This window comes from Kribbella alba, from assembly GCF_039529635.1.
Lineage (GTDB): Bacteria > Actinomycetota > Actinomycetes > Propionibacteriales > Kribbellaceae > Kribbella > Kribbella alba.
Map to the genome: position 1 here is coordinate 1,136,703 of NZ_BAAANE010000004.1, position 24,462 is coordinate 1,161,164.

General features: G+C 68.3%; 24 protein-coding genes. 12 read left to right on the plus strand and 12 right to left on the minus strand.

The window, feature by feature from the left end; genetic code table 11:
- Nucleotides 1-26: 26 nt before the first annotated feature.
- The 3 genes from ABD210_RS12215 to ABD210_RS12225 all read right to left on the minus strand — a co-directional run bounded on the left by ABD210_RS12215 (nucleotide 27) and on the right by ABD210_RS12225 (nucleotide 2,509).
- Nucleotides 27-599, minus strand: a complete 573-nt coding sequence (locus ABD210_RS12215; protein ID WP_344111240.1) for a hypothetical protein — start codon at nucleotides 597-599, stop codon at nucleotides 27-29.
- 148 nt (nucleotides 600-747) lie between these two features.
- Nucleotides 748-1,551: a pyrroline-5-carboxylate reductase gene (gene proC, locus ABD210_RS12220; RefSeq protein WP_344111241.1), complete on the minus strand. Its 804-nt coding sequence runs from the start codon at nucleotides 1,549-1,551 to the stop codon at nucleotides 748-750.
- A gap of 28 nt (nucleotides 1,552-1,579) precedes the next feature.
- A complete protein-coding gene (locus ABD210_RS12225; protein ID WP_344112044.1) occupies nucleotides 1,580-2,509 on the minus strand; it encodes a proline dehydrogenase family protein in 930 nt (309 codons plus the stop codon).
- Nucleotides 2,510-2,659: 150 nt separating this feature from the next.
- On the opposite strand from ABD210_RS12225, the gene ABD210_RS12230 reads away from it, so the two are divergent.
- Nucleotides 2,660-3,700: a DUF695 domain-containing protein gene (locus tag ABD210_RS12230; RefSeq protein ID WP_344111242.1), complete on the plus strand. Its 1,041-nt coding sequence runs from the start codon at nucleotides 2,660-2,662 to the stop codon at nucleotides 3,698-3,700.
- 641 nt (nucleotides 3,701-4,341) lie between these two features.
- Here the strand turns inward: ABD210_RS12230 and ABD210_RS12235 are convergent.
- Genes ABD210_RS12235 through ABD210_RS12255 form a run of 5 tightly spaced genes read right to left on the minus strand, consistent with a single transcriptional unit; the run spans nucleotide 4,342 to nucleotide 8,286 of the window.
- Entirely contained in the window at nucleotides 4,342-5,079 is a 738-nt protein-coding gene (locus tag ABD210_RS12235) for an ABC transporter permease (protein WP_344111243.1), read from the minus strand.
- Complete coding sequence (locus tag ABD210_RS12240) at nucleotides 5,076-5,798, minus strand: ABC transporter ATP-binding protein (RefSeq protein WP_344111244.1); 723 nt, start codon at nucleotides 5,796-5,798, stop codon at nucleotides 5,076-5,078. The genes ABD210_RS12235 and ABD210_RS12240 overlap by 4 nt, the downstream gene beginning before the upstream one ends.
- Nucleotides 5,799-5,844: 46 nt before the next feature.
- On the minus strand, nucleotides 5,845-6,471 hold the full coding sequence (locus ABD210_RS12245; RefSeq protein ID WP_344111245.1) for a TetR/AcrR family transcriptional regulator: 627 nt from the start codon (nucleotides 6,469-6,471) through the stop codon (nucleotides 5,845-5,847).
- A complete protein-coding gene (locus ABD210_RS12250) occupies nucleotides 6,468-7,334 on the minus strand; it encodes a sugar phosphate isomerase/epimerase family protein (protein ID WP_344111247.1) in 867 nt (288 codons plus the stop codon). The genes ABD210_RS12245 and ABD210_RS12250 overlap by 4 nt, the downstream gene beginning before the upstream one ends.
- Before the next feature lie 19 nt (nucleotides 7,335-7,353).
- On the minus strand, nucleotides 7,354-8,286 hold the full coding sequence (locus ABD210_RS12255) for a Ppx/GppA family phosphatase (RefSeq protein WP_344111249.1): 933 nt from the start codon (nucleotides 8,284-8,286) through the stop codon (nucleotides 7,354-7,356).
- Between the two features lie 135 nt (nucleotides 8,287-8,421).
- Here ABD210_RS12255 and ABD210_RS12260 point away from each other — a divergent pair, with 135 nt between their 5' ends.
- Both ABD210_RS12260 and ABD210_RS12265 read left to right on the plus strand, forming a co-directional pair.
- Nucleotides 8,422-9,162, plus strand: coding sequence for a DUF3109 family protein (locus ABD210_RS12260; RefSeq protein WP_344111250.1), 741 nt, complete (start codon nucleotides 8,422-8,424; stop codon nucleotides 9,160-9,162).
- A gap of 101 nt (nucleotides 9,163-9,263) precedes the next feature.
- Nucleotides 9,264-9,896 (plus strand): VOC family protein, encoded by a 633-nt coding sequence (locus ABD210_RS12265; protein ID WP_344111251.1) that lies wholly within the window; start codon nucleotides 9,264-9,266, stop codon nucleotides 9,894-9,896.
- A 26-nt stretch (nucleotides 9,897-9,922) separates the two neighbouring features.
- Here ABD210_RS12265 and ABD210_RS12270 read toward each other — a convergent pair whose 3' ends face one another.
- The 3 genes from ABD210_RS12270 to ABD210_RS12280 all read right to left on the minus strand — a co-directional run bounded on the left by ABD210_RS12270 (nucleotide 9,923) and on the right by ABD210_RS12280 (nucleotide 14,037).
- Entirely contained in the window at nucleotides 9,923-11,389 is a 1,467-nt protein-coding gene (locus ABD210_RS12270) for a WS/DGAT/MGAT family O-acyltransferase (RefSeq protein WP_344111253.1), read from the minus strand.
- 176 nt (nucleotides 11,390-11,565) lie between these two features.
- Nucleotides 11,566-12,990 (minus strand): beta-N-acetylhexosaminidase, encoded by a 1,425-nt coding sequence (locus ABD210_RS12275; RefSeq protein WP_344111255.1) that lies wholly within the window; start codon nucleotides 12,988-12,990, stop codon nucleotides 11,566-11,568.
- Between the two features lie 156 nt (nucleotides 12,991-13,146).
- The gene (locus tag ABD210_RS12280) at nucleotides 13,147-14,037 is read right to left on the minus strand and encodes a haloalkane dehalogenase (RefSeq protein ID WP_344111257.1); all 891 of its coding nucleotides are present in this window, start codon (nucleotides 14,035-14,037) and stop codon (nucleotides 13,147-13,149) included.
- A gap of 102 nt (nucleotides 14,038-14,139) precedes the next feature.
- On the opposite strand from ABD210_RS12280, the gene ABD210_RS12285 reads away from it, so the two are divergent.
- The 8 genes from ABD210_RS12285 (at nucleotide 14,140) to ABD210_RS12320 (ending at nucleotide 22,742) form a co-directional block, all read left to right on the plus strand.
- Nucleotides 14,140-14,637: a MarR family winged helix-turn-helix transcriptional regulator gene (locus tag ABD210_RS12285; protein ID WP_344111258.1), complete on the plus strand. Its 498-nt coding sequence runs from the start codon at nucleotides 14,140-14,142 to the stop codon at nucleotides 14,635-14,637.
- Nucleotides 14,638-14,756: 119 nt separating this feature from the next.
- A complete protein-coding gene (locus tag ABD210_RS12290; RefSeq protein ID WP_344111260.1) occupies nucleotides 14,757-15,452 on the plus strand; it encodes a class I SAM-dependent methyltransferase in 696 nt (231 codons plus the stop codon).
- A 387-nt stretch (nucleotides 15,453-15,839) separates the two neighbouring features.
- Nucleotides 15,840-16,010 carry a hypothetical protein gene (locus tag ABD210_RS12295; RefSeq protein ID WP_344111261.1) on the plus strand — a complete coding sequence of 57 codons (171 nt, stop codon included), beginning with the start codon at nucleotides 15,840-15,842 and terminating at the stop codon, nucleotides 16,008-16,010.
- Between the two features lie 103 nt (nucleotides 16,011-16,113).
- Complete coding sequence (gene radA, locus ABD210_RS12300; RefSeq protein WP_344111263.1) at nucleotides 16,114-17,523, plus strand: DNA repair protein RadA; 1,410 nt, start codon at nucleotides 16,114-16,116, stop codon at nucleotides 17,521-17,523.
- Between the two features lie 153 nt (nucleotides 17,524-17,676).
- A complete protein-coding gene (locus ABD210_RS12305) occupies nucleotides 17,677-18,615 on the plus strand; it encodes a beta-ketoacyl-ACP synthase III (protein ID WP_344111265.1) in 939 nt (312 codons plus the stop codon).
- 863 nt (nucleotides 18,616-19,478) lie between these two features.
- Entirely contained in the window at nucleotides 19,479-20,534 is a 1,056-nt protein-coding gene (gene disA, locus ABD210_RS12310) for a DNA integrity scanning diadenylate cyclase DisA (protein WP_425552672.1), read from the plus strand.
- Nucleotides 20,535-20,685: 151 nt separating this feature from the next.
- Entirely contained in the window at nucleotides 20,686-21,258 is a 573-nt protein-coding gene (locus ABD210_RS12315) for a PadR family transcriptional regulator (RefSeq protein WP_344111268.1), read from the plus strand.
- Nucleotides 21,234-22,742, plus strand: a complete 1,509-nt coding sequence (locus tag ABD210_RS12320; protein WP_344111269.1) for a DHA2 family efflux MFS transporter permease subunit — start codon at nucleotides 21,234-21,236, stop codon at nucleotides 22,740-22,742. The genes ABD210_RS12315 and ABD210_RS12320 overlap by 25 nt, the downstream gene beginning before the upstream one ends.
- Nucleotides 22,743-22,806: 64 nt before the next feature.
- Here the strand turns inward: ABD210_RS12320 and ABD210_RS12325 are convergent, their stop codons facing one another.
- Nucleotides 22,807-23,487: a hypothetical protein gene (locus ABD210_RS12325; protein ID WP_344111270.1), complete on the minus strand. Its 681-nt coding sequence runs from the start codon at nucleotides 23,485-23,487 to the stop codon at nucleotides 22,807-22,809.
- 32 nt (nucleotides 23,488-23,519) lie between these two features.
- Between ABD210_RS12325 and ABD210_RS12330 the strand changes: the two genes are divergently transcribed.
- On the plus strand, nucleotides 23,520-24,413 hold the full coding sequence (locus ABD210_RS12330) for an HhH-GPD family protein (RefSeq protein ID WP_344111272.1): 894 nt from the start codon (nucleotides 23,520-23,522) through the stop codon (nucleotides 24,411-24,413).
- The last annotated feature ends 49 nt before the right edge of the window (nucleotides 24,414-24,462 follow it).

A 24,462-nucleotide genomic window follows, 5' to 3' on the forward strand; every position in this document is an offset into this window, starting at 1 on the left:
TATCACCGAGCCTAGCCGGTACCCACCTAGACCAGATGCCACCGCACCAGGAACGCGCCGACGGAAAGCACCAGGTAGAGGAGCACCAGTACTACGCCGAGCCCCGGGCGCGGGCGGGACCGCCGTACGGGCCGGTCCGCGGCGTCGGCGCGGGCGGCCTGCATCACGGCGGCGGCGTGCGCCGTCTGGCCCTTGGCGATGCCGTTGATCTCGCTCTCGTCCTTGCCGCTGCTGAGCACCACCGAGTCATCGACGATCGCGATGTCATCCACGTCCTGCCAGGCGAGGCTGCGGACAAGCAGGCTGGTACGCGCCTTGACCGCGGCCGCCGTGACGTCGACGCGGTAGAGCACGACCCCGCCGGCGACGCGGACCACGGACGCGCCGATGATCGTGAACAAGCCGACCGCGAGGAAGTCGCGGGCGCCCATCCAGAGCCAGGAGTTCAGCGCGGGCACGGCGATGAAGGGCACCACGAACAGGGCCCACGCCCACCACGGCGCCGGATCCAGCGGCACTCGCCAGGGCACCGTCGGCAACTGCTCGGCCACCGCGGGACGTGCGGCAGCGTCATCGGTGCCGCCCGAAGGATTTCCCATGGGCGGGACCATAGACCCATCAGCCCTGATCAGCTGACCCGACATCGACTCATCCCTCGAACGGCGGCAGACTGCGGCGGCCCACAATAACGGCGGACGGCCGGTCGGTGGTATTCCAGCCCGCCAAGGTTGCGCAAGCGCTTGCGGATTACTCGGCGGCGAGAGCCCGGGAACGGTTGCGGGCTGCTTCTATGGCGGAGAGGAAGGCGGCGCGGACCTTGTGGTCTTCGAGTTCCCGTACTGCGGCCGCGGTGGTCCCGCCCGGCGAGGTGACTCGTTCGCGAAGGACGGTCGGGTGTTCGCCCGTCTCGCGCAGGAGTTTCGCTGAGCCGACAACGGTCTGTACTACGAGCTCGCTGGCGGTGGATCGCGGCAGGCCCATGTGGACGCCGGCCTCGATCATCGCCTCGACCACGAAGAAGATGTAGGCCGGGCCTGAACCCGAGATCGCGGTCACCGCGTCCTGCTGCTTCTCCGGCACCCGGATGACCCTGCCAGTCGCGGCCAGGAGGCCCTCGGCCAGCACCAGGTGGCTCTCGTCGCAGTGCGCGCCGCGGGAGATCGCGGCCATTCCCTCGTCGACCAGGGCCGGGGTGTTCGGCATCACCCGGACGACGGCGACGCCTTCGGGTAGCCGGGACTCGATGAAACCAGTGGTGATACCAGCGGCGAGTGAGACCACGGTCTGGGACGGCTGGATCACCGGGGCGATCTCGGCGAGCAGGTCGGGCATGTCCTGCGGCTTGACCACCAGGACGAGGGTGTCCGCCTTCGCGGCGGCGTCCACGTTCGTCACCACGTCGACGCCGTAGCGCTCACGCAGTTCGGTCGCGCGCTCCGCCCGCCGCTCGGTGATGAGCAGCTCCTCCGGCCGCCGCCCGGCCCGCAGCAGCCCGGACAGCAACGTCTCCCCCATCACACCGGCCCCGAGGATGGCCACCTGACTAGTCATGGCCACACAGTAACCGCCGCCTACCTACCTACTTCTTGCTGATCAGGGAGCGGGCGAAGAACTGGAGGTTGGCGGGGCGCTCCGCGAGGCGGCGGACCAGGTAGCCGTACCAGTCCTCGCCGTAGGGGATGTAGACCCGAACGGTGTGGCCCTCGCGGGCCAGGCGGAGCTGCTCCTCGGGGCGGATGCCGTAGAGCAGCTGGTATTCGTACGAGCCGCGCTCGCGCTTGGCGCGGTCGGCGAGCGAGCCGGCGATCGCGATCAGTCGCGGGTCGTGCGACGCGATCATCGGGTAGCCGGCGCCGTTCATCAGGATCTTCATCGCCCGGACGTATGCCTTGTCGACGGCCTGCTTGTTCTGGTACGCGACCGACTCGGGCTCCTTGTATGCGCCCTTGCACAGGCGCACCCGCGAACCGGCGTAGGCCAGGTCCACGCAATCGCCTTCGGTGCGACGCAAGTAGGCCTGCAGCACGGCGCCGGTCTCGGGGAAGTCCTGCCGGAGCTCGCGGAGGATGCCGAGCGTGGAGTCCGTGGTGGTGTGGTCTTCCATGTCGAGCGTGACGGTGGTGCCGGCGTTGCGGGCCGCGTGGCAAATGGTCCTTGCGTTCTCCAGGGCGATCTTCTCGCCGTCGCCGGGCAGTGCCTGGCCGACGGCCGAGAGCTTGACCGAGACCTCGGCGTGGGCGGTCAGGCCGACGTCGGACAGCTGCTTGAGCACCTCGAGGTAGGCATCGGCGGTGGCGGTGGCCGCGGCGATGTCGGTGACGTCCTCACCGAGATGGTCGAGGCTGACGTTGAGGCCGTTGCTGACCAGCTTCTCGGTGGCCAGCACGGCCTCCGGAGCGGTCTCCCCGGCGACGAACCGGGCCACGATGCCACTGGACACCGGCATCGCCGAGACGGCCTTCTTGATCTGGGGGCTGCGGGACACGCCCAGCAGGACTCGCCGAAGCACTTCGCGTTCCTCCTCATCACCACCTGGCACCCGTTTTGCCAGGGGTGTCAGCAGGCTACGCGGCTGCACCGGACGTCCCCTAATCCTGTGGCCAGGACCACACCACTGCCCTCGCTGGTGTGCTGGACCCTGTCCGAGAGAAGATGCGCCATGCCCATCTTCAAGCGCCGCAAGGTCAGGGCCACCGACGCCGATCGGATCGGTGAGTTCTGGTCCTGGTGGACCAGCACTGGCGCGACGCTGGTCGCTGATGCGATCGCCCACCAGGCGCCGGCCGAGACCAGCGGCGCGATCTCGGAGCACGTCCGCCAGATCGACGACCGGCTGGACTGGGAACTCGGGCCAGGGCTGCACGCCGAGCACGTCCTCGTCGTCACGGCCGCGGGCGATCCGGCCGTGCGCGGCATCGCGCGGCGTTGGCTCCGCGCCGCGCCGCCGTCCGACCGGCTCTGGGAGTACGCCGACCTACGCCGCCCGGGCGCTGCCTTCACCATTCAGTTCGAGGGGCTGCCGCCGGTCCCGATCGAGGCCGGGCTGGTCACGATCGACCCGGACGACAGCGCGGCGGCGGTGCACGTCGGTGTGCACCACCCGGCCTTCCCGGCGCTGCCCGTAGAGGTGCAGCAGCGGGTGACCTTCCTGATGCTCGATCTGATGCTCGGCGAGGAGATGGTCGAGACTTGGGTCGGCGGGATCGAGACGCTGGCCTCCCGCCCGGCCGACGCCCAGCCGATCAGTGCACTGTTGCCCGCGGTCGCCTCGTTCGCCTCCGAGCACACGCTGGAGGACGGTAGCCCGGCCTGGCGGATGCTGGAGGGCACCGTCAACGGTCACCGGCTGATCGCGACCGCGGAGTACCCGCTGCGCTCCATCCGCCGGCCCCAGTTGGACACTCACGTCGCCATCTCGATCGGCTATCCCGTCATCAGGCAGGACGGGCTGCCCGAGGACAAGATGCTGGACAGCCTGCGCGATCTCGAGGATCACCTCACCGACCGGCTGGGCGACTCCGGCCGGCTCCTCGCCCACGAGACCTCGGCCGGCACGCGGACACTGCACTACTACGTCGACGGGACCACACCGGCCGCCAGCCAACTGCAGGCCGCGCTAGGCGGCTGGCAGCACGGCCGGGTCAACCTGGAGGTCTCCCCCGACGCCGGCTGGGACGACCTCAGCCACCTCCGCGGCTAAGGAGCCAACGGCGCCAGCGCGGTATGCCTCGAGTCGGGCAGACCTGGTCGCACCGGCGTTGTTCCACCTGCATCCGGGGTTGTTCCACCTGTATGACGCGAAGGCGACTGAGCAGTCAGTCCTCATCCGCGGCAGCGACGAATACGGCAGATCCCGTGCACTACGACCCCCCGACCCGGTAGGGCGCCGACTCACTCCTTCGCGTCATCGGCACCCTCCATCCACACCCCATGAACAGGCGACATAACCAGACCGCGAGTGCTTATGTCACGAGTGAGCAAGGTGCCGCTGTCACGAATGACCAACGTGCCGCCGACGGAGCGGTCTGGGTTGGTCCGGATGACACCAGGTCAATCACTTTGGGTTCCGAGATGTGAAGCGGGAGCGATGATGACATAACCAGATGGCCTCTGCTTATGTCATCGAGGTCAGAGGTCAGAGGCGAGGGATCGGGGGTCAGGGGTCAGGGCGGAGGTAAGGGATCGGGGTCGGGGGTCAAAGGGTCAAGGGCCAAGGTTGAGCGGGCAGGAGAGATGGCTGGTGGGCGAGCAGGCCATCCGCACCAGGTAGTCCGATGACACCGCTACCCTGCCCTCGGGATTGCGTTTCCACGCCGGTGCCTCTGCCCGGGGACTGTGTTTCTAGGGTGTTCGGCGTTTGAGGGTGGCGGCGCCGAGGGCGAGGGCGCCCAGGATGAAGGCGAGAACCACCAGCGCGTCGGTCCCCGCGCCGGACCCGAAACCGTTGCCGGCGGCAACTCCCGCGACCGCGTCGACGGCATACGAGAGGGGCAGCACGTCACTGACTGCATGCAGTACGCCGGGCAGGGCGTCGCGTGGGACGAGGAGTCCGCAGAGCAGGATCTGGGGGATCATCACGGCCGGCATCATCTGGACGGCCTGGAACTCCGTCGAGGCGAAGGCGCTCGCGAACAGGCCGAGCGCAGTGCCGAGGACACCGTCGAGAACAGCGACCACGCCGAGCTGCCAGGCGGCTCCACGGATATCCAGGCCGAGCGCGTAGAGCGAGATCGAGACGACCACTGCGGCTTGCACCACGGCGATCAGCGCGAAGGCCAACGCGTAGCCGAGCAGGAAGTCGAGCTTGCCCATCGGCATCGTGAACAGCCGGGACAACGTGCCGCTGGACCGCTCTCGCAGTGTCGCGACCGAGGTGACGATGAACATGATGATCGCCGGGAACACCGCCAGCAGCGGTCCGCCGACCCGGTCGAACGTGCTCGGTGAATCGGTGAACATCCACCACATCAGGCTGACCAGCAGGGCCGGCAGCACGATCAGCATCGCCACGGTCCGGTGGTCGCGGCGCAGCTGAGCCAGCACCCGGGCCGCCACGGCGAAGGTGATTCGCGGAGTCATCGTGCACCTGCTTTCTGGTCGATCAGGGTGAGGAAGGCCTGCTCGATGTCGTCGGTTCCCACGGAGTCGAGCAGTCCGCGTGGGGTGTCGTCGGCGAGCAGTTCGCCTTCGCGCATCAACAGCAGCCGGTCGCAGCGGCTCGCCTCGTCCATCACATGGCTGGACACGAGCAGCGTGGCGCCGCCGTCGGCCAGCCGATGGAACAACTCCCACAGGTCGCGGCGGAGCACCGGATCCAGGCCGACGGTCGGTTCGTCGAGCACCAGCAGCTCGGGGTTGCCGAGCAGCGCGGCCGCCAAGGACACCCGCGACCGCTGACCGCCCGACAACCTGTCCACGCGCTCAGCTGCGTGACTGCGTAGGTCGACCGCATCGATCACCCGATCGATGTCGTCCGAGGGCACACCCAGTACTGCGGCGAAGAAGCGGAGGTTCTCCAGCACGGTCAGGTCGCCGTACACGCTGGGCTCCTGCGTGACATAGCCGATCCGGCCACGCAGCTTGGGAGCCCCGGCGGGGAGCCCGAGCACCTGGACATCCCCGGTGACCTTGGCCTGCAGCCCCACGACGGCCCGGATCAGCGTGGTCTTGCCGCAGCCCGACGGTCCGAGCAGTCCGGTCAACGACCCGACGGCGAGGTCGAACGAGACCCCGTGCAGGACCTCCCGCTCACCACGGACCACCACCACGTCCCGGCACGCCACCGCGTTTTTCATCATGTGATGAATTTAGCGCGTGACGGGACGCCCGGCAAGACCTGCGGAGTCAGTTCGTGAGGTAGTGCTGGGTGACCGGGGCGATGCGGTCGACCAGCTCGGCGACGGGAGTCGACGCGACCGGGTCGAGCTCGATCAGGTAGCGGGTCATGGCGATGCCAATCAGCTGGGTGGCGACCAGCGAGACGCGCAGTTTGGCGTCGGGCACGCCGAGGGTTTCCGCGACCGGCGCGATGATCATCTGGGTGATGCCCTCGCGCATCAGCCGGGCCACCTCGTCGCTGCTGACCACGCTGCGCAAGATCGCTTTCATCCGCTGCTGCCCGTCGGGCGATTCCCAAACGCCGAGGAAGGTCGTGACGATGCGATGACCGAGCTCTTCGCGGGGACCGGTGAGGACCCGTGCGGCGACCTGGCGCGGGTCGATCGGGAGCGCCATCGACTCGATGAACAGCTCGTCCTTGCTGTCGAAGTAGTGGTGCACCAAGGCGGCGTCCACGCCCGCCTCGCGGGCCACCGCGCGGATCGAAGTACCGGAGAAACCCTTGCCCGCAAAGGATTCGCGGGCAGCCCGCAGGATCTCGCCACGGGTATCAGGACCACCCGGCCGGCGTCCCGGAGTACGGCCCGAGGCTGCGGCGCCCGCAGTACGGGCTGAAGCGCGGCGGCCGGTCACGAGTCGAGCTCCGACACCTCACCGTCGCTCGTCACGGCGAACGCGGACCGCCGGGACACGGCCCCTTCCGCGGTGCGGACGAAGTGTTTCCGGGTGAACTCGAGGGACTCGATCAGGTCGACCTCGCGCTCGGACCGGCTGGACGCCCGGCGGGTGTTGATCTCGATGATGATGTGGCCGCGGAAGTCGCTGTTCGCCAGGCCGGTGAGCAGATCGGCGGCGCGCTGGGTGCCACGCCCCGGCACGAGGTGCTCGTCCTTGGCGGAGCCGGTGCCGTCGGTCAGGTGGATGTGCGTGAGGCTGCCGCCCATCGTCGCGGCCAGCTCGACGCAATCCTGTTCGGCCGTCGACGAGTGGGACAGGTCGAGCGTGGTGTGCGCGTAGGTCTGCTCCGTCGGATCCCAGCTCGGCGCGTACGCCTGCAGGCCCTTGCCCGGCGCGCGCCACGGGTACATGTTCTCGACCGCGAAGGTGACCCCGGTCTCCGCCTCCAGCCTGGCGATCCCCTCGACGAAACCGCGCGCATAGTCACGCTGCCAGCGGAACGGAGGGTGTACGACGACGACGTCCGCGCCGAGGTCCTTCGCGGCTTCTGCGCTGCGCTCGAGCTTGCCCCACGGGTCGGTTCCCCAGACCCGCTGGGTGATCAACAGGCAGGGCGCGTGGATCGCCAGCACCGGGAGCTGGTGGTAGTCGACCAGTCGCTTCACCGCATCGATCTGGGTGCTCAGCGGGTCGATCCCGACCATCACCTCGACCCCGTCATACCCGAGCCGGGCGGCCAGCTCGAAGCCACTCGCGGTCGATTCCGGATAGACGGACGCGGTGGACAGGCCGATCTTGGCGGTCTTGCGGGTGCTCATCTGTTCTTGCCTTCGCGGGTCATCGGGGTTGCAGCTGGTCCATACGGGACAGGATCACGCCTTCCCGAAGGGCCCACGGACAGACCTCGAGCGAGGCCAGGTCGAACAGATCCATCGCCGCGTCGGCGACGAGAGCCCCCGCGACCAGTTGGCTGGAGCGGCCAGGCGAAACGCCGGGCAGCTCGGCCCGCTCAGCCGCGGTCATCTTGATCAACTTCGGCAGCCACTCGAGCAGGTCGTCCCGGTCCAGTGAGCGAGGCACATACGGGCCCTCGTCGGAGGGAGCGGCGCCGCAGATCCTCGCGAGCGACCGGAACGTCTTGCTGGTGGCGACCGCCCGCTGCGGCTTGCCCGCCCGCAGTACGTCGCCCGCGACCGCGGCCATCTCCACCCGGATCCGCTTGCGCAGCGCCTTGACCTCATCCTTGTCCGGCGGATCCGCGGTCAGCGACTCCCGGGTCAGCCGGCCCGCGCCCAGCGGCACGGACACCGCGACCGTCGGCTCCTCGTCGGACCCGGCCGCGATCTCCAGCGAACCACCGCCGATGTCGAACACCGCCAGCCGCCCGGACGACCAGCCGAACCAGCGTCGTACGGCCAGGAACGTCAGCCGGGCCTCGTCCTGTCCGGACAGCACATCCAGCGGAACGCCGGTCTCGCTGCGGACGCGCTCCAGCACCTTTTCGCCGTTCGGGGCCTCCCGCAGAGCCGAAGTGGCGAAGGCGAGCACGGACTCGCAGCCCTTGTCCTCGGCGAGCTCGGCGGCCTCCTTGACGAACGAGACCAGCCGGTCGGCCCCTTCCTTGGCGATCTTGCCGTCCTTCTCGAGGTGCTCGGCGAGCCTGAGCTCGGTCTTGTGCGAGTACGCCGGCAGCGGCGCGGCACCACGATGAGCGTCCACCACGAGTAGGTGGACGGTGTTGGATCCCACGTCGAGTACGCCGAGCCGCATACCCTCACGCTACTGGACTCGCGGCGGGCGGCTACCGGGCCCGCGGGGGTCTTCGGTCAGATTTGATCCCATCAGGCGCCGCGGACTACCGCACGGCATGACGAGGTATCGCGCTGGAAGACGTAGGCTTTCCGGGTGCCTGAGGTTTCTCTCGATTTTCCCCGTGCCTATGTCGAGTTCGTCGATCCGGACGATGCCGACCAGGTCTTCCGTTGTGATCTGACCTGGCTCACGTCGAACTGGACGTGCATCTTCGGCGGTGGTTGCCGCGGCATCTACAAGGGCCGCCCGAACGACGGCTGCTGCACGCTCGGCGCGCACTTCTCCGACTCCGACGACGAGAAGCGGGTGAAGGGTTACGTCAAGCAACTGACCAGCGACGACTGGCAGTTCCGCAAGGAAGGCAAGAAGAACGGCTGGGTCGAGACCGACGACGAGGGCGACCGCAAGACCCGGGTCTGGGAGGGCGCGTGCATCTTCCTGAACCGCCCGGAGTTCCCGGGTGGCGGTGGCTGCGCGTTGCACGGGCTGGCCTTGAAGCAGGGCATCCACTTCGTCGAGACCAAACCGGACGTGTGCTGGCAACTGCCGATCCGCCGCACCTTCCGCGAGGTCGAGCGGCCGGACGGCACGTCGTACACGGAGGTCGGGATCGGTGAGTACGACCGGCGCGGTTGGGGTCCGGGCGGTCACGACCTGGACTGGTACTGCACCGGGAACACCGAGGCGCACATCGCCGTCGAGGCCGTGTTCGAGTCGAGCAAGGTGGAACTGCAGACCTTGATGGGCCTCAAGGGGTACGACGTGCTGGCTGAGTATTGCCGTCAGCACCTGGCGGCGCCGCAGCCGCTGCTACCGCACCCCGCTTCGAAGTAAGGCGCCGCCCGGTCAGTTTCAACTCTGCCCCACCCCACCGCCCCGGTCTGGCGACACCCCGGTGGCGGCAGTGATCGAGTGCTGGGCCCAGAATGACTTGCATGCGCTTGGATCATCTTTCATATGCGGCCGGCCCCGACGGGTACCGAGCGACTGTCGAACGACTGTCCGCGCTGCTGGGCGCGGAGTTCGTCGACGGTGGTGTGCACCCGCGCTTCGGCACGGTGAACCACATCCTGCCGCTCGAAGGTGACCGCTACATCGAGGTCGTCGACGTGCTTGACCACCCCGCCTCCGACAAGGCGCCGTTCGGCCAGGCCGTGCGCGCCCGCAAGGAGGTGGGCGGCGGCTGGCTCGGCTGGGTGGTCGCGGTCCGCGACATGGCTCGGATGGAGAAGCGCCTCGGCCGCGAGGCCGTGCCCGGCAACCGGCACCGGCCTGACGGCATGAACATCACCTGGCGGCAGCTCGGCGTGAAGGGCCTGATCGCCGACCCGCAGCTCCCGTTCTTCATCCACTGGGACGACCTCAGCCAGCATCCGTCGGTCGGCGGCAAGGGCGTCAAGCTGACCGCCCTCGAGATCGCCGGCGAGCCGGCCCGGGTGACCGACTGGATCGGACACCCGGCCGATCACCTGCTGGATGATCTGGACGTCGCCTGGGTCGGACCGAATGGTCAACCCGGCCTGGTGGCCGCCGTCTTCCAGGCGCCCAACGGTGTCGTCCGGCTGTGACCACTGACCACGCAGATCTTCGGCAGCTAGAGGGTCTCGAGGTCGGTCAGGGCGTCTTCGAGGTGAGTGAGAAGGCGCTGGAGGTGGGGTACGGTCCGGCGGCAGCCCGTGAGGCCGAAGTGCAGTTGGTGGTCGTAGCTGGTGACGCTGATGTTGAGAGCCTGACCGTTGAGGACGATCGACGCCGGGTACATCCCTAACAGGCGCGAGCGGTTCCAGTAGAGCGGGCTGGTGGTCGGGCCGGGGATGTTCGAGATGACCACGTTGTACGGCGGTGGGGTGCGGCCGGCCATCCCGGGAACCACCGCGGCGAGTCCGGCCGAGCCCAGGCCGAGTGCTCCGATCATCAAGTTCTGCAGGGGACTCAACTGCGACAACACACCCTTGCCGTAGCTCGTCGAGTCCATGATGCGCTGGATCCTTCGCTCGGGATCGGCCTGGTCGGTGGCGAGATCCGCGATCAACGTCGCCAGGGAATTCCCACCCCCCGGGGCATTGTCAGACCCGCGCAGCGACACCGGCACCATCGCCGTCAGCGTCTTGTCCGGCAGAGCGTTCAGCTCCAGCAGGTAGTTGCGCAGGGCACCTGAACACATCGCGAGCATCACGTCGTTCAAGGTGGCGCCGGTGATCGCCCGGACCTTCTCCAGGCGTTCCATCGGCCAGGACTGTGCCGCGAATCGGCGCGCTCCGGTGATCGGCCCGTTCAGGATCGTCCGCGGCGCCTGGAACGCGACCGACGAGTGCTCCGACTGCAGCGCATGCAGGGCGCTCCGGAGCCCGACCGGGGACAGCCCGGCCAGCTCAGCCAGCAACCGCCCGGCTCCTCCGACCGCTCGGCCGGCTCCACCAATGGCTCCACCCGGGATCCGTGCGGCCGCCGCCAGCAGGTCCGCGGCAGTCGGCAGGCCGCCGCCGTCGTTCGGCGTTGCGCTCTTCTTGCCGGACAGGTCGGGCAGCGCATAGGTCGAGGGCATTCCGGTCAGCGTCGGGTCGGACGTCAGGGTCGCCTGCATCCAGCGCAACGCGGTGACACCGTCGATCATCGAGTGGTGCACCTTGTTGTAGATCGCGAACCGGCGACCCTGCACGCCCTCGATCAGATGCATCTCCCACAACGGACGATGGCGATCCAGCAGGGTGCCGTGCAGTCGGCTGGTCAGCTCGAACAGTTCGCGGTAGCGCCCCGGTCTGGCCAGTCCGGACAAGCGCACGTGGTAATCGAGGTCGATCTCGCGGTCCTGGTCCCACGACCAGTAGCCCAGGTCCAGCTTCCGGTTCCGGACCCGCCGGGTGAACAGCGGATTGACCGCCTGGTTCTCGATGATCTCGCGGTACAGCCGGGCCACATAGTCCCTACTGCCTTCCGGGAAGACCTGATCCCGCCCGGCGCCCTCCGGCAGCTCGAACAGCATCAGACCGCCGACGTGCATCGCCTGTTCGCGTGTCTCGCCCAGCAGGAACATCGCATCCAGCGGCCCCACCGCGGTCATCCGTCCTCCCGAACCCGCCTCGGCTCCGATGCGCCAAAGCCTCGCCGCATCACACAGGACGGTCTACACCCCCTAACCGCCGGGCCGGACCCCGGGTTATGGAGTTACCTGCTGTCACAACAAAGGCGAACGGCGGACCGGAGAGTGACCGGTCCGCCGTTCAGCTGAAGCTCTTGTCAGTCCAGCGGGCGGTAGTTCAGGCCGAGCGCCTCGATCCGGGCGAGGTGCGGGCGGAGACGGGTGAGGAAGTCTTCGTACGACGTCCTCGGCGACCCCCAGGCGCGTTCGGCGAACGCGGACAGCCGCGGCAGCAGCATGTAGCCGACCTGCTCCGGGCCTTCCATGTACTCCGTCCACACCTGGCACTGGGTACCGATGATGCGAGCCTCCTCCTCGGCGGTCAGGCCGGCCGGGATCACCTCGAAGTCGTACACCTTCTCGAGCGGGGTGAAGTTGCCGATCGCCAGCGGCTCGGTCTCCGGATCGCCCTGGTAGTAGTCGAAGTACACCGACTGGCTCGGCGCCATCACCACGTCGTGGCCGGCCTTCGCGGCGATCTCGCCACGATCGGGACCACGCCAGGCCATGATCACCGCGTCCTTCGGGCAGTCCGTCTCCACCATCTCGTCCCACCCGACCAGCCGTCGGCCGTTCTCGGCGAGTACGGACGCCACCTGCGCGGTGAACCAGCCCTGCAACTGGCCCGCGTCAGTGAGTTCGAGGTCGTCCTGCCGGGTCTTGGCCGCCAACGACTCGCGCCACTGGTTGGCCGGGCACTCGTCACCACCGAGGTGGATGTACGGACCGGGGAAGATCTCCAACACCTCGCGCAGCACCGTGCGGACGAAGTCGATGGTCTCGTCGGACACGTTGAGGACGTCCTCGCTGATGCCCCAGATCTGCCGTACGCCGAGCTGCGTGTCCGGGTTGTTGCCGAGCTCCGGGTACGCCGCGATCGCCGCCTGCATGTGTCCCGGCAGGTCGATCTCCGGGACGACGGTGATCCCCCGGTCGGCCGCGTACGCGACGATCTCGCGCAGATCGTCCTTGGTGTAGAACCCGCCGTGCCGCGTCCCGTCGTACTCGAAGTCGGTCTGGCCGTGCGACATCTTGCCGATCATGGTCTCCGGCCGCCAGGCGCCGACCTCGGTGAGCTTCGGGTACGCCTCGATCTGGACCCGCCAGCCCTGGTCGTCGGTCAGGTGCAGGTGCAGCACGTTCAGCCGATGCAGCGCGAGCACGTCGATGACCCGGAGCACGAACTCCTTCGGCATGAAGTGGCGCGCGACGTCCAGCATCATCCCGCGCCAGCCGAACTGCGGCGCGTCCTCGATCCGCACCGCCGGCACCGCGAGTCCACCCTCGACGGGCGAGGCGGAATCCAGCAGTTGCCGGTAGGTCTGCTCCGCATACCGAAGGGCCTCGTTGGAGCCGGCGGACAGTCGGGCGCCGTCAGGCGTCACGTCGATCCGGTACTCCGTCTCTCCGAGGTTGTCCACCACGGTGCGGACGGCTTCGGCATCCGGGTCGGAACTGACCCACTGACCTTCTTCGGCGACGAGGTCACGGGGTGCGGGGACGATCGAGATCGGTACGGACATCCGGACTCCAAAGGTCGATGACAGCGCTGCCACGTTCAGGCGACCCTACAAGCGCAGACTACCGTCGGAACAGGTCAGGTCCACGCTCCGAACTGTTCACAACCTCCGCCAAGGAACACTGCCGAGCACAAATTCCCGTTGCCATCGGCTGGTTCCCTAGCGCAAGGCGTGGCGATCGATCCAGGCCGACACCGCGGCGGTGATCTCCTCAGGGCGATCCTCCTGAGCGTGGTGCCCCGCCTCCCCTGCGGAGACCGTCTCCAGTGCGGCCACGTTGTTCGCGCACCAGTCGGCGAGATCCTTGCCGATCAGCAGCGTGGGCGAGCCTTCGAAGGTCATCAACAGCTTGGGTACGCCGGCGCTGGCTGCCAGCCAGGCGTCATACTTCTCGATCCTCGCGACCAGCTCGGCCGGCTCGCCACCGAGCGGCAGCTGACGCGCCCAGGCCAGCAGCGGCCGCCGACTCTCGCGGGTCGGGTAGGGAGCGAGGTAGGCCGCGAGATCGTCCTCGGGCACCGGGGTGAGAACGCCACCCGTGAAGGCCATCCGGACCAGCAGGTTCTGCTCGAGGATCGACTCCTCGGCGGCGGGCGTGTGGACCAGTTCGGCGCGCTCACGACCGGCGGGTGTCAGTTCCTCCCATGCCATCGGCCGGACGATGGTTTCGAAGAAGGCGATGCCGAGCACGCGCTCGGGGTTCCGCGAGGCCCAGTCGAAGGCGAGCGCGCCGCCCCAGTCGTGGCCGACCAGGATGACGCGGTCGAGGTCGAGAGCGTCGAACCACGCATCGAGATAGCGGGCGTGATCAGCGAAGGTGTAGGCGTCGCCGGGCTTGCCGGAGCGTCCCATCCCGATCAGGTCGGGCGCGAGCAGCCGTCCCGCGCCGAGGCCGGGGATGATGTTGCGCCAGACGTGCGACGAGGCCGGGTTGCCGTGGAGCAGCACGATGGCCGTGCCGCTCCCCTGCTCCTCGTAGTACATGGTCGAGTCGAGTACGTCGATGGTGGGCATGGGCAGAGTCCTTTCAGTTCGTTGCGCTGGCGGCAAGCTTCCGATCGGTAGTGGCCAAAACGTTTATGCCACTAACGTTAGTCGCACTAGCGAAGCTACATCGTTAGGGTCACTAACGCAACGGGTAGGATCCGTGCCATGAACCCGAGCGGCGACAGCACTGACGACGGCATGGGCACCTCGAGCCCACCGTCACGGCTGCAGAATCTGCCGAGCCGACTGCTGAACCACACCGCGATGTACGCCGAGCGGCTGGTGACCGAAGGTCTGGCTCAGGCGGGCGCGCACAAGTGGCAGTACGCCGTACTGGTGGCGCTGCAGGACTCCGGTCCGGCGAGCCAGGCCACGCTGAGCCGACGGACCGGGATCTACCGCAGCGATCTGGTCGGGGTCATCAACGAGCTCGCCGACGGCGGCCACGTCGAACGCGCCGCCGACCCCGCCGACCGTCGCCGCAACGTCATCACCATCACCGCCGACGGCCGCCGGCACCTCCGCAGGCTGGACAACCTCGTGGCCGCCATCCAGGACGAGCTGCTCGCTCCCCTGCCAGAATCCGAACGCGAACAACTCATCCGGACGTTGACACGCCTCCTGGAACACCACATCAGCAAAGGCTCCACGCCGGCCTGGTGAGCCTCGGCTCAGGTTGCCTCAGGCAACGTAATCGACAGTGCGCGGGCCTCTCTGCCGCAGACCAGCCGGACCCGCACAGTCGCGACTTGCGGCCGCCAGGTGGTCTATATGGTGGGGTTGTGAGTATTGCGGAAGGTGGCATTCCCAGTCCCAATATCTGGCACCATCCGGGGACGTATGAGGTGGAGAACCGGGCGGTTGATCCGGACGGGTTGATCGAGCCGGCCATGCGGGCGGTGCGGGACTGGGCCGGGGCGAATGTGCTCGATCTGGGGTGTGGGACCGGATTCCATCTGCCGAGGTTCGCGGCGACTGCTCGCAAGGTGGTCGGGGTCGAGCCGCATGGGGAATTGGTGGCCGCGGCACGACTTCGTACGAAGGACTTGCCGAACGTCGACGTGCGGCAGGGAACGGCTCAGCAGATGCCGGTCCCAGACGCTTCGGTGGAGGTGATGCACGCGCGGTGGGCCTACTTCTTCGGGCCGGGCTGCGAGCCGGGCCTGATCGAGGTGGACCGGGTTATGCGCCGGGGTGGGACGGCCTTCGTGATCGACAACGACGCCGGCCGGTCGACGTTCGGGAAGTGGTTCGCCGAGGCCTACCCGATGATCAAGGCGCCCGAGATCGAGCGGTTCTGGACCGCGCGCGGCTGGCAGCGGACGCAACTCGACATGGGCTGGCGGTTCGAGCGCCGCGAGGATCTCGAGGCGGTGATCCGGATCGAGTTCAAGCCGGCCGACGCCGAGCGCATCATCGCCTCGCATCAGGGCGTAGAGGTCGACTATGCCATCAACTTGTGGAGCAAGACGTACTGACAGCGGCCCGGGCTGATCGAAGGTAGCGCCACGCGGGCGGCTGCGAAGACCCGCCGGTGCCCCTTGGGTGAGCAGTCGCACCGAACTGGGACGCACCGGGCGCGAATGGACGGACTGCTGCTCGAACGGTTGCCCGTGCCCGGACTTCCACCTCGACTCCGGATCGACGTAGGCGAGCATCGAGCCGTCGTTTCGTGCTGGTGTGGAACGACTTCATCGTCGGCTTCTTGATCAGTGGACCCGGTACTACGCCGCTGTCGCTGGTGTTGTGGGGTGAGGCTCGACAGTTCTCGGCCTTGGCTGGAACTGTCGCCGCGGCCGCGGTCGTCGCCTCGATAGTGCCGGTGGTCTTGCTGCTGTCCTTCTGGCAGACGCTTGTCTCGCGAGTTGCTGGAGCAGAGCGCCTTGTTGCGTGGGGATCCGGATGCTCACCCGACGCTGGCGAAATACCGCGAGGCGGCGCGCGAAACCGGCGAGGTGCCGATGATCACCGAGGAAGGACCTGGACAGGCGGCGGTCGGCTGGGTCCGCCGATTGATCGAGCGCTGGGTGCGCTGACGGAGTCTTGCTCGTGGACATCGCCCCGCTGATTGAAATGCGGTGCCGGCCGATCGCTGGGTGCTGACGGATTTTGTCCGAGGCTTCGCTTAGGTTGTCGGTCATGGTGAAGGCAGCGGGGCAGACTAGGTCGAAGGCGGGCAAGTCGCCGTTCGCCTGCAGCGAGTGCGGCTGGACGACAGCGCGCTGGATCGGGCGCTGTGGCGAGTGCCAGGCCTGGGGCACGGTCGCCGAGGTCGGCGCGCCCAAGGCTGCCCGGATCACCGCTGGTCCCGTGTCGTCCCCGGCCATGCCAATCGCGAAGGTCTCCGCGATCGAGGCGGAATCAAGGCCTACCGGCATCGGCGAGCTGGATCGTGTGCTCGGCGGTGGAGTGGTGCCGGGCGCTGTGATCCTGCTCGCGGGCGAGCCAGGTGTCGGCAAGTCGACGTTGCTGCTGGAGGTCGCGGCCCAATCAGCTCGGCGAGGACAACGCACGCTCTATGTGTCCGGTGAAGAATCCGCCGCGCAGGTCCGGCTCCGGGCCGGGCGCACGGATGCCCTGGTGGACGAGCTCTATCTGGCGGCCGAGACCGACCTGTCGGCGGTCGTCGGTCAGGTCGACGCCGTCGAGCCTTCGTTCCTGGTGATCGACTCGGTGCAGACGATGGCGCATCCCGAGGTGGACGGCGCGCCCGGCGGAGTCACCCAGGTCCGCGAGGTCACGGGTGCGCTGGTCCGGCTGGCGAAGGAGCGCAACATCGCGGTCGTGCTGGTCGGCCACGTCACCAAGGACGGCGCGATCGCCGGGCCGCGGATGCTCGAGCACCTGGTGGACGTGGTGCTGGCGTTCGACGGCGATCGGCACTCGGGGTTCCGGATGGTGCGCGCGACGAAGAACCGGTTCGGCCCGTCGGACGAGGTCGGCTGCTTCGACATGGTCGACACCGGCATCGTCGAGGTGAGCGACCCGACCGGCCTGTTCGTCTCCGAGCACGCCGAGCCGGTCGCCGGCACGTGCGTGACGGTGATGATGGAAGGTCGCCGCCCGCTGCTCGCCGAAGTACAGGCGTTGGTGGGGCCGTCAGCCGCACCCCAGCCGCGGCGGACGACTTCAGGACTGGAGTCTTCCCGCGTCGCCATGGTGCTGGCCGTGCTCGGGAACCGGGCGGGGCTCAAGTTGACCGACCAGGAGGTGTACGTCGCGACCGTGGGCGGGGTGAAGATCACCGAGCCGGTCGCGGATCTGGCTGTCGCGATCGCGGTGGCGTCGTCGGTGATGGACAAGCCGATCCACCCCGGCCTGATCGCGATCGGCGAGGTGGGGCTGGCTGGTGAGGTGCGCCGGGTCGGCGGGCTGGAGAAACGGCTGGCCGAGGCCGCCCGGCTGGGATTCACCAAGGCGATCGTGCCGGCCGACGTGCCCAACCGCAGCAAGGAATCCAAGCCGATGGACATGCAGGCGAAGTACGGTCTGCGCACCTTCGCGGCGGGCGACATCCGCGCCGCCCTTCAAGCCGCCGGCCTCGGCTGACATCTCCGTCGGCTTTGTGTTCAAGCCCACACCGGTCGGGTGGGCGTGAGACGGGCGTCCACGAAACCGGGACCTGGAACGTAGTCTGGTGGCGCCCCCTGAACTGCCAGGTACGGCAGCAGTCTGCCCGCCCCGACCGGAGGAGCACTCGAGATGACCGGTTCCAAAGTTGTCGCCCTCGGCCACTACCAGCCGGAGCGAGTGCTCACGAACGCCGAGCTCTCCACCATGGTGGAGACCAACGACGAGTGGATCCAGAGCCGGGTCGGGATCCGCGAACGCCGGATCGCCGCGCCGGACGAGCAGGTCGACGAGATGGCCTGGCGGGCCGCCGAGAAGGCCGTCGCCAACGCCGGCCTGGACGTCGCCGAGATCGACATGGTCGTCGTCGCCACCTGTACTGCGATCGACCGCTCCCCCAACATCGCAGCCCGGGTGGCTGCCCGGCTCGGCCTCGCGCATCCTGCCGCGCTCGACGTGAACACCGCGTGCTCGGGGTTCAGCCACGCGCTGGCGACCGCTGACCACGCCATCCGCGCGGGTGCGGCGTCGAAGGCGCTGGTGATCGGCGTCGAGAAGCTGAGCGACTTCACCGACTGGACCGACCGGACCACGTGCGTGCTGATCGGCGACGGCGCCGGCGCAGCAGTGGTGGTCGCCACCGACGAGCCCGAGATCGGGCCGGTCGTATGGGGCTCGGTGCCGGAGATGTCGGACGCGGTCCGGATCGAGGGTCGCGATGGGAAGTTCGCCCAGGAAGGCCAAAGCGTCTTCCGCTGGACCACCACGCAACTGCCGGTGATCGCGCGCCAGGTCTGCGAGAAGGGTGGCGTGACGCCGGAGGAGTTGGGCGGCGTGGTGCTGCACCAGGCGAACCTTCGCATCATCGAGCCGCTGGCCAAGCGTCTGGGCGCGGTGAACGCGGTGGTCGCCCGCGACGTCATCGAGTCCGGCAACACCTCAGCCGCGAGCATCCCGATCGCGCTGTCCAAGCTGGTCGAGAAGCGCGAGGTCCCGGTCGGCGCCCCCGTCCTCCTCTTCGGCTTCGGCGGCGGCCTCTCCTACGCCGGCCAGATCATCCGCTGCCCCTAACCCCTCGACCGCCGCCTCCGCCTCCGCTTGCGCCCCCGCCTCCGCTTGCGCCCCCGCTTACGTCCGAAGAAGTGCGGGTCCCGCCCCGCGGACACTCGGACGCAAGCGCCCGTAACCCGGCGAAGCCCCTTGCGCCCCCGCCTGCGTCCGAAGAAGTACGGGTCCCGCCCCACGGTGACTCGGACGCAAGCGCCCGTAGCTCCGGGAAGCCGCTAGCGTCCGAAGAACTGCGGGTCCCGCCCCACGGTGATTCGGACCCAAGCGCCCGTACCCCGGCGGAGCCCCTTGCGACCCCGCCTGCGTCCGAAGAAGTACGGGTCCTGCCCCGCGGTGATTCGGACCCAAGCACCCGTACCCCGGCGAAGCCCCTTGCGCCCCCGCCTGCGTCCGAAGAAGTACGGGTCCTGCCCCACGATGATTCGGACGCAAGCGCCCGTACCCCGGCGAAGCCCCTTGCGCCCCCGCTAGCGTCCGAAGAAGTACGGGTCCTGCCCCACGGACACTCGGACGCAACCACCCGTAGCTCCGGGAAGCCGCTAGCGTCCGAAGAAGTGAAGGTCCTGCCCCACAGACACTCGGACGCAAGCGCCCGTACCCCGGCGAAGCCGCTTGCGCCTCCGCCTGCGTCCGAAGAAGTGTGGGTCCTGCCCCGCGGTCGTTCGGACGCAATCGCTCGTATTGCGGCGAAATCGGGTTGCACAGAGCGGGTGCACGATCGTATGCACGGGCGTTTGCAAGCGCTGCTCGATCGGCGTCAAGGCGACTGGCCGTAAAGAGGCCCGCTCCGTCACACCGCGCGTCTGAGCCGCATAGACTCAGGGATCGTGGCCCCGAATTCCGACAAGAACAGCACCGGCGCCCGGATGCGTGCGACCCTCGCAGCCGTGGCGCCCGGTACCGAACTGCGCGAAGGCCTGGAGCGGATCCTGCGGGGGCGGACCGGCGCCCTGCTCGTCCTGGGTCAGGACAAGACGGTCGACGCGATCTCGACCGGCGGCTTCGAGATCGACGTGGAGTTCTCCGCCACCGGTCTGCGCGAGCTGAGCAAGATGGACGGCGCGATCATCCTCGATCGCGACATGAGCCGGATGCTCCGCGCCGCCGTGCACCTGATGCCGGACCCGTCGATCTTCACCCAGGAGACCGGCACCCGGCACCGCACCGCCGACCGCGTCGCCCGCCAGACCGGCTTCCCGGTCATCTCGGTGTCGCAGTCGATGCACATCATCGCCCTGTATGTCGACGACCAGCGCTACGTGCTCGAGGACTCCGGCGCGATCCTGTCCCGGGCGAACCAGGCACTGGCCACCCTCGAGCGATACAAGCTGCGCCTCGACGAGGTGTCCGGCACGCTGTCCGCGCTGGAGATCGAGGACCTGGTCACGGTTCGCGATGTCGCCGCGGTCGCACAGCGGCTGGAGATGGTCCGCCGGATCGCCACCGAGATCGACGGGTACGTCGTGGAGCTGGGCACCGACGGGCGACTCCTCACCCTGCAGCTGAACGAGCTCGTCGCGGGTGTCGCGGGCGAACGCGAGCTGGTCGTGCGGGACTACCTTCCCCCGGCGACCGGCCGTCGCGCCAAGACGGCCGACGACGTCCTGCTCGAGCTGGACGCCGTGAGCCCGACCGATCTGCTGGACATCGGCCAGGTCGCGCGGGCCCTGCAGCTTGGCGGCGCCGAGCAACTGGACGCGGCGGTCACGCCGCGCGGCTACCGCCTGCTGGCGAAGGTGCCGCGTCTTCCGGGCGCGGTGATCGACCGGTTGATCGAGCACTTCGGCCATCTGCAGAAGCTCCTGGCCGCGAGCATCGACGACCTCCAGACGGTCGACGGCGTCGGCGAGAACCGCGCCCGCACGGTTCGCGAAGGCCTGTCCCGTCTGGCTGAATCGAGCATCCTCGAGCGCTACGTCTAGCCCTCACCCGTACTGCGTACGCGGCGCCGGCTGACCTTCCGCCGGCGCCGCGTCTTGCTGTCTCTGCGCCGTTCGGACCTTGCGGGCTGCCACATCGGCTTGTAATACTCCACGTGGAATAGTTCGGGCGGAACAATCCAGCTGGAGGGACATGGCCGAGCTGACGCCATTGGGGATTGCAGTGCTGGCGTTGCTGACCGAGGGCCCCAAGCACGCGTACGAGATGTACCAACTGCTGCTGAAACGCCGGAACGACCGGCTCGTGAAGGTCCGACCAGGCTCGCTCTACCACACTGTCGAACGGCTCGCGCGGCAGGAATTCGTCCGAGCGACCGGCACCGGGCGCGCCGGCAACCGCCCCGAGCGGACGACGTACGAGCTGACGGCCGAGGGCAAGCAGGCGCTGGCCGACCGGGTCCGGTCCGGGATCGAGACCTATGTCAACGAGTACCCGCTGTTCCCGGTGGTACTGAGCGAGGCACACACACTCAGCGAGGAGGACGCGCTGGTCGGGTTCCGGCGCCGCGTCGCGGATCTGGACGCCTGGCTCGCCGAAGTCGAAGAGGCAGTCGTGGACGTCAAGGAGCGCGGCGTGCCGGAGCCGTCCTGGATCGCCGCCGACTACAACCGGGCGCAACTGGCCGCCGAGCGCGAGTGGCTCAACACCCTGATCAATCGGATCGAGAGCAAGGATCTTTCATGGCGACACCGCAAGAGCAAGTAAGGCCCGAGGTCCGGCCGTGGCCCGCCTTGTGGGCGCTGGTGCTCGGGTTCTTCATGATCCTGGTCGACTCGACCATCGTGTCGGTGGCGACGCCGGCGATCATCAGGGATCTGAACGCCGATATCGGCAACGTGGTCTGGGTGACGAGCGCCTACCTGCTCGCGTACGCCGTACCGCTGCTGATCACCGGGCGGCTCGGTGACCGGGTCGGGCCGAAGAAGCTCTACCTGACCGGGTTGGCGGTCTTCACCATCGCATCGGTCTGGTGCGGGCTGACCAACTCGATCGAGCTGTTGATCGTCGCCCGGGTGTTCCAGGGTCTGGGCGCCTCGATGATGACGCCGCAGACGATGGCGGTTATCACCCGGATCTTCCCGCCGGACCAGCGGGGTCGCGCGATGAGCCTGTGGGGCGCCACCGCGGGGGTGGCGACGCTGGTCGGCCCGATCCTCGGCGGCGTCCTGGTCGACGGACTCGGCTGGCAGTGGATCTTCTTCGTGAACGCGCCGATCGGCGTGATCGGGTTCGTGCTGGCGATGCGGCTCGTTCCGGACCTGCCGACCCACGAGCACAAGTTCGACCTGATCGGGGTGGCGCTGAGCACGATCGGGTTGTTCTGCCTGGTGTTCGGCATCCAGGAGGGGCAGAAGTACAACTGGGGCCAGATCAAGGGGCCGATCTCGGTCTGGTCGCTGATCATCACCGGCCTGGTGGTGATCGCGATCTTCATCTTCTGGCAGTCCCGCACCAAGGACGAGCCGCTGCTGCCCCTGTCGCTGTTCAAGGACCGCAACTTCACGCTGGCGAACATCGCGATCACTACGGTCGGGTTCGCGATCACCGCGATGGCGTTCCCACTGATGCTCTACGCGCAGAGCGTTCGCGGGCTCAGCCCGACCCGGTCGGCCCTGCTGCTGGTCCCGATGGCGGTCATCTCGGGTGCGCTAGCCCCCTTCGTCGGCCGCCTGACCGACAAGGCGCCGCCGCGGTTCATCGCGGGATTCGGCCTGCTGTGCTGCTCGGTGTCGCTGTTCTGGCTCAGCCAGGTGATGGAGCCGACGGTGCCGATCTGGAAACTCCTGCTGCCGATCGCACTGCTCGGCGTCGCGAACGGGTTCATGTGGGCGCCGATCGGCAGTACTGCGACGCGGAACCTGCCGATGCACCAAGCCGGTGCGGGTGCTGGTGTCTACAACACCACCCGTCAGGTGGGCGCGGTGCTCGGCAGCGCGGGCATCGCGGTGCTGATGGAGTCGCGGCTGGCCGCGAACCTGCCGGCGGTGCCGGGTGGGGCATCTGCGGGTGAAGGGGGCGGCGCCAATTTGCCCCTGGCACTGCACCAAGGGTTCAGCGATGCGATGGCGCAGTCGTTGATGCTGCCGGCGGCCGTGTTGCTGATCGGGTTGATCGCCGCGCTGATGTTCAGCCGGCCCGCCCATCTGCAGCGCCCGGTCGACGCACCCGCGGCGGCAGAAGCCGGCTAGCCGACACCGCTGATCAGTGATCTGCCCGTCGAAATGATCCGGCCGGTGAAGTGATCCGGCCGGGTCAGGTGATCTGGAACGCCTGCCCGGCCGAGACCTGTCCGTCGTAGACGGCCTTGACCACATAGGTTCCGGGCTTGGCCTGGAGCTGCCCGGGCAAGCAGCCGGGAGCGGAGCGGCGACCGTTCCACGACACCGTGCTAGTGGACTGCTTGCCCTTGGCAAGGACCAGCGTGGCGCGCGGAATGACCTGCTCACATTGGGTTGTGGTCCAGATCTGGTCCTTGCCGGACACAACCGTCACCGACAACACGGTCGGGTCGAGCGTTGCCTTGCACTCGTCATTGAGAGCATTGAGTTGCACCACGAAGTTCAGCGAAGCACCCGGCGCGATCGACCGGCTGGACGGCAGCACATCGATCCGCACGTCGTTGCCCGTGCAATTCAGATCCTTCGGCGCTTCCGACTTCACCGGCGCCGACGAGCCCTTGCCGCCAGGGGTCTGAGCTGTGGACGACGCGCTTGACGGCGTAGTTGAAGGCGTCGTGCTGGGACCGGCGGTCGGCTCGGAACTGGGGGTCTGCTCCGGAGCGGTGGCTGCGGAGTTCTGCGGATCGTTGCCGCCTCCACCGACCAGACGTCCGAGCAGCACCAGCAGAACCACCAGTACGACGAGCACGAGTGCCCGCCTGAACCAGTAGACGCTGGCGGGCAGGTGCCCGACCGGTCGGAGCAGGCTGCTCATGCTCGCACCCTAGTGTCAGGATTGTGCTCGACATGTCAGACTCGCCGCTCCCCCTCGCATCAGCCCTGCACGAGCCCGTCCTGCACTGGTACTCCGAGAACGCCCGCACGCTGCCCTGGCGTCAACCTGGCGCCGGCGCCTGGGCGGTGATGGTCAGCGAGTTCATGCTGCAGCAGACACCTGTCGCCCGGGTGCTCCCGGCGTACAAGCTGTGGATGGAGCGGTGGCCGAGGCCGGCAGACCTGGCAGCGGATCCGCCAGGTGAGGCTGTGCGGGCCTGGGACCGCCTGGGGTACCCACGCCGCGCCCTCAGGCTGCACGCGGCTGCTAGGGCGATCGTGGAGCGGCACGACGGCGTAGTACCGGACGACCACGCTGCACTGCTCGCTCTGCCCGGGGTTGGGAGTTATACGGCCGCTGCGATCGCGTCGTTCGCGTATGGGCAGCGGCATGCGGTCGTAGACACCAACGTGCGGCGCGTGTTCGCCCGGGCGTTGACTGGGACGGCTCAGCCGAGCATCTCGCCTACAGCCGCGGACCAGCGGCTCGCAGTACGGGCTCTGCCTGAGGATGAGCCAACAGCGGCGCGCTGGGCCGTGGCAACGATGGAGTTGGGCGCACTTGTGTGCACTGCTCGCATCCCGCGTTGCAGCGAGTGCCCGATCCGCAGCCGTTGCGCCTGGGTGCTCGCTGGGAGTCCCCCGTACGACGGTCCGCCGCGCAAGGGTCAGACGTACGAAGGCACCGACCGGCAGGTCCGCGGACGCCTCCTGGCGGTACTGCGGGCCGCGGCCGAGCCGGTCCCGAAGACCGCACTCGACGCATGCTGGCCCGACCAAGCCCAGCGCGAACGCGCCCTCGACGGTCTCGTCGCCGACGGCCTGGTGGATCCGCTCCCGCGCAACCACTACCGCCTCCCCGCCTAACGCTTGCGTCCGAAGAGGTGCGGGGCCTGCCCCGCAGTCATTCGGACGC

Excerpts from the sequence above, each read along its gene's own strand:
- disA (WP_425552672.1), top strand. The coding sequence starts at position 19,479 with ATGCGTGCGACCCTCGCAGCCGTGGCGCCCGGTACCGAACTGCGCGAA.
- ABD210_RS12265 (WP_344111251.1), top strand. The coding sequence starts at position 9,264 with ATGCGCTTGGATCATCTTTCATATGCGGCCGGCCCCGACGGGTACCGA.
- ABD210_RS12285 (WP_344111258.1), top strand. The coding sequence starts at position 14,140 with ATGAACCCGAGCGGCGACAGCACTGACGACGGCATGGGCACCTCGAGC.
- ABD210_RS12270 (WP_344111253.1), bottom strand. The coding sequence starts at position 11,389 with ATGACCGCGGTGGGGCCGCTGGATGCGATGTTCCTGCTGGGCGAGACA.
- ABD210_RS12255 (WP_344111249.1), bottom strand. The coding sequence starts at position 8,286 with ATGCGGCTCGGCGTACTCGACGTGGGATCCAACACCGTCCACCTACTC.
- ABD210_RS12315 (WP_344111268.1), top strand. The coding sequence starts at position 20,686 with ATGGCCGAGCTGACGCCATTGGGGATTGCAGTGCTGGCGTTGCTGACC.
- ABD210_RS12240 (WP_344111244.1), bottom strand. The coding sequence starts at position 5,798 with ATGATGAAAAACGCGGTGGCGTGCCGGGACGTGGTGGTGGTCCGTGGT.
- ABD210_RS12215 (WP_344111240.1), bottom strand. The coding sequence starts at position 599 with ATGGGAAATCCTTCGGGCGGCACCGATGACGCTGCCGCACGTCCCGCG.
- ABD210_RS12320 (WP_344111269.1), top strand. The coding sequence starts at position 21,234 with ATGGCGACACCGCAAGAGCAAGTAAGGCCCGAGGTCCGGCCGTGGCCC.
- ABD210_RS12330 (WP_344111272.1), top strand. The coding sequence starts at position 23,520 with ATGTCAGACTCGCCGCTCCCCCTCGCATCAGCCCTGCACGAGCCCGTC.
- proC (WP_344111241.1), bottom strand. The coding sequence starts at position 1,551 with ATGACTAGTCAGGTGGCCATCCTCGGGGCCGGTGTGATGGGGGAGACG.
- ABD210_RS12230 (WP_344111242.1), top strand. The coding sequence starts at position 2,660 with ATGCCCATCTTCAAGCGCCGCAAGGTCAGGGCCACCGACGCCGATCGG.
- ABD210_RS12305 (WP_344111265.1), top strand. The coding sequence starts at position 17,677 with ATGACCGGTTCCAAAGTTGTCGCCCTCGGCCACTACCAGCCGGAGCGA.
- ABD210_RS12325 (WP_344111270.1), bottom strand. The coding sequence starts at position 23,487 with ATGAGCAGCCTGCTCCGACCGGTCGGGCACCTGCCCGCCAGCGTCTAC.
- ABD210_RS12235 (WP_344111243.1), bottom strand. The coding sequence starts at position 5,079 with ATGACTCCGCGAATCACCTTCGCCGTGGCGGCCCGGGTGCTGGCTCAG.
- ABD210_RS12250 (WP_344111247.1), bottom strand. The coding sequence starts at position 7,334 with ATGAGCACCCGCAAGACCGCCAAGATCGGCCTGTCCACCGCGTCCGTC.
- radA (WP_344111263.1), top strand. The coding sequence starts at position 16,114 with ATGGTGAAGGCAGCGGGGCAGACTAGGTCGAAGGCGGGCAAGTCGCCG.
- ABD210_RS12275 (WP_344111255.1), bottom strand. The coding sequence starts at position 12,990 with ATGTCCGTACCGATCTCGATCGTCCCCGCACCCCGTGACCTCGTCGCC.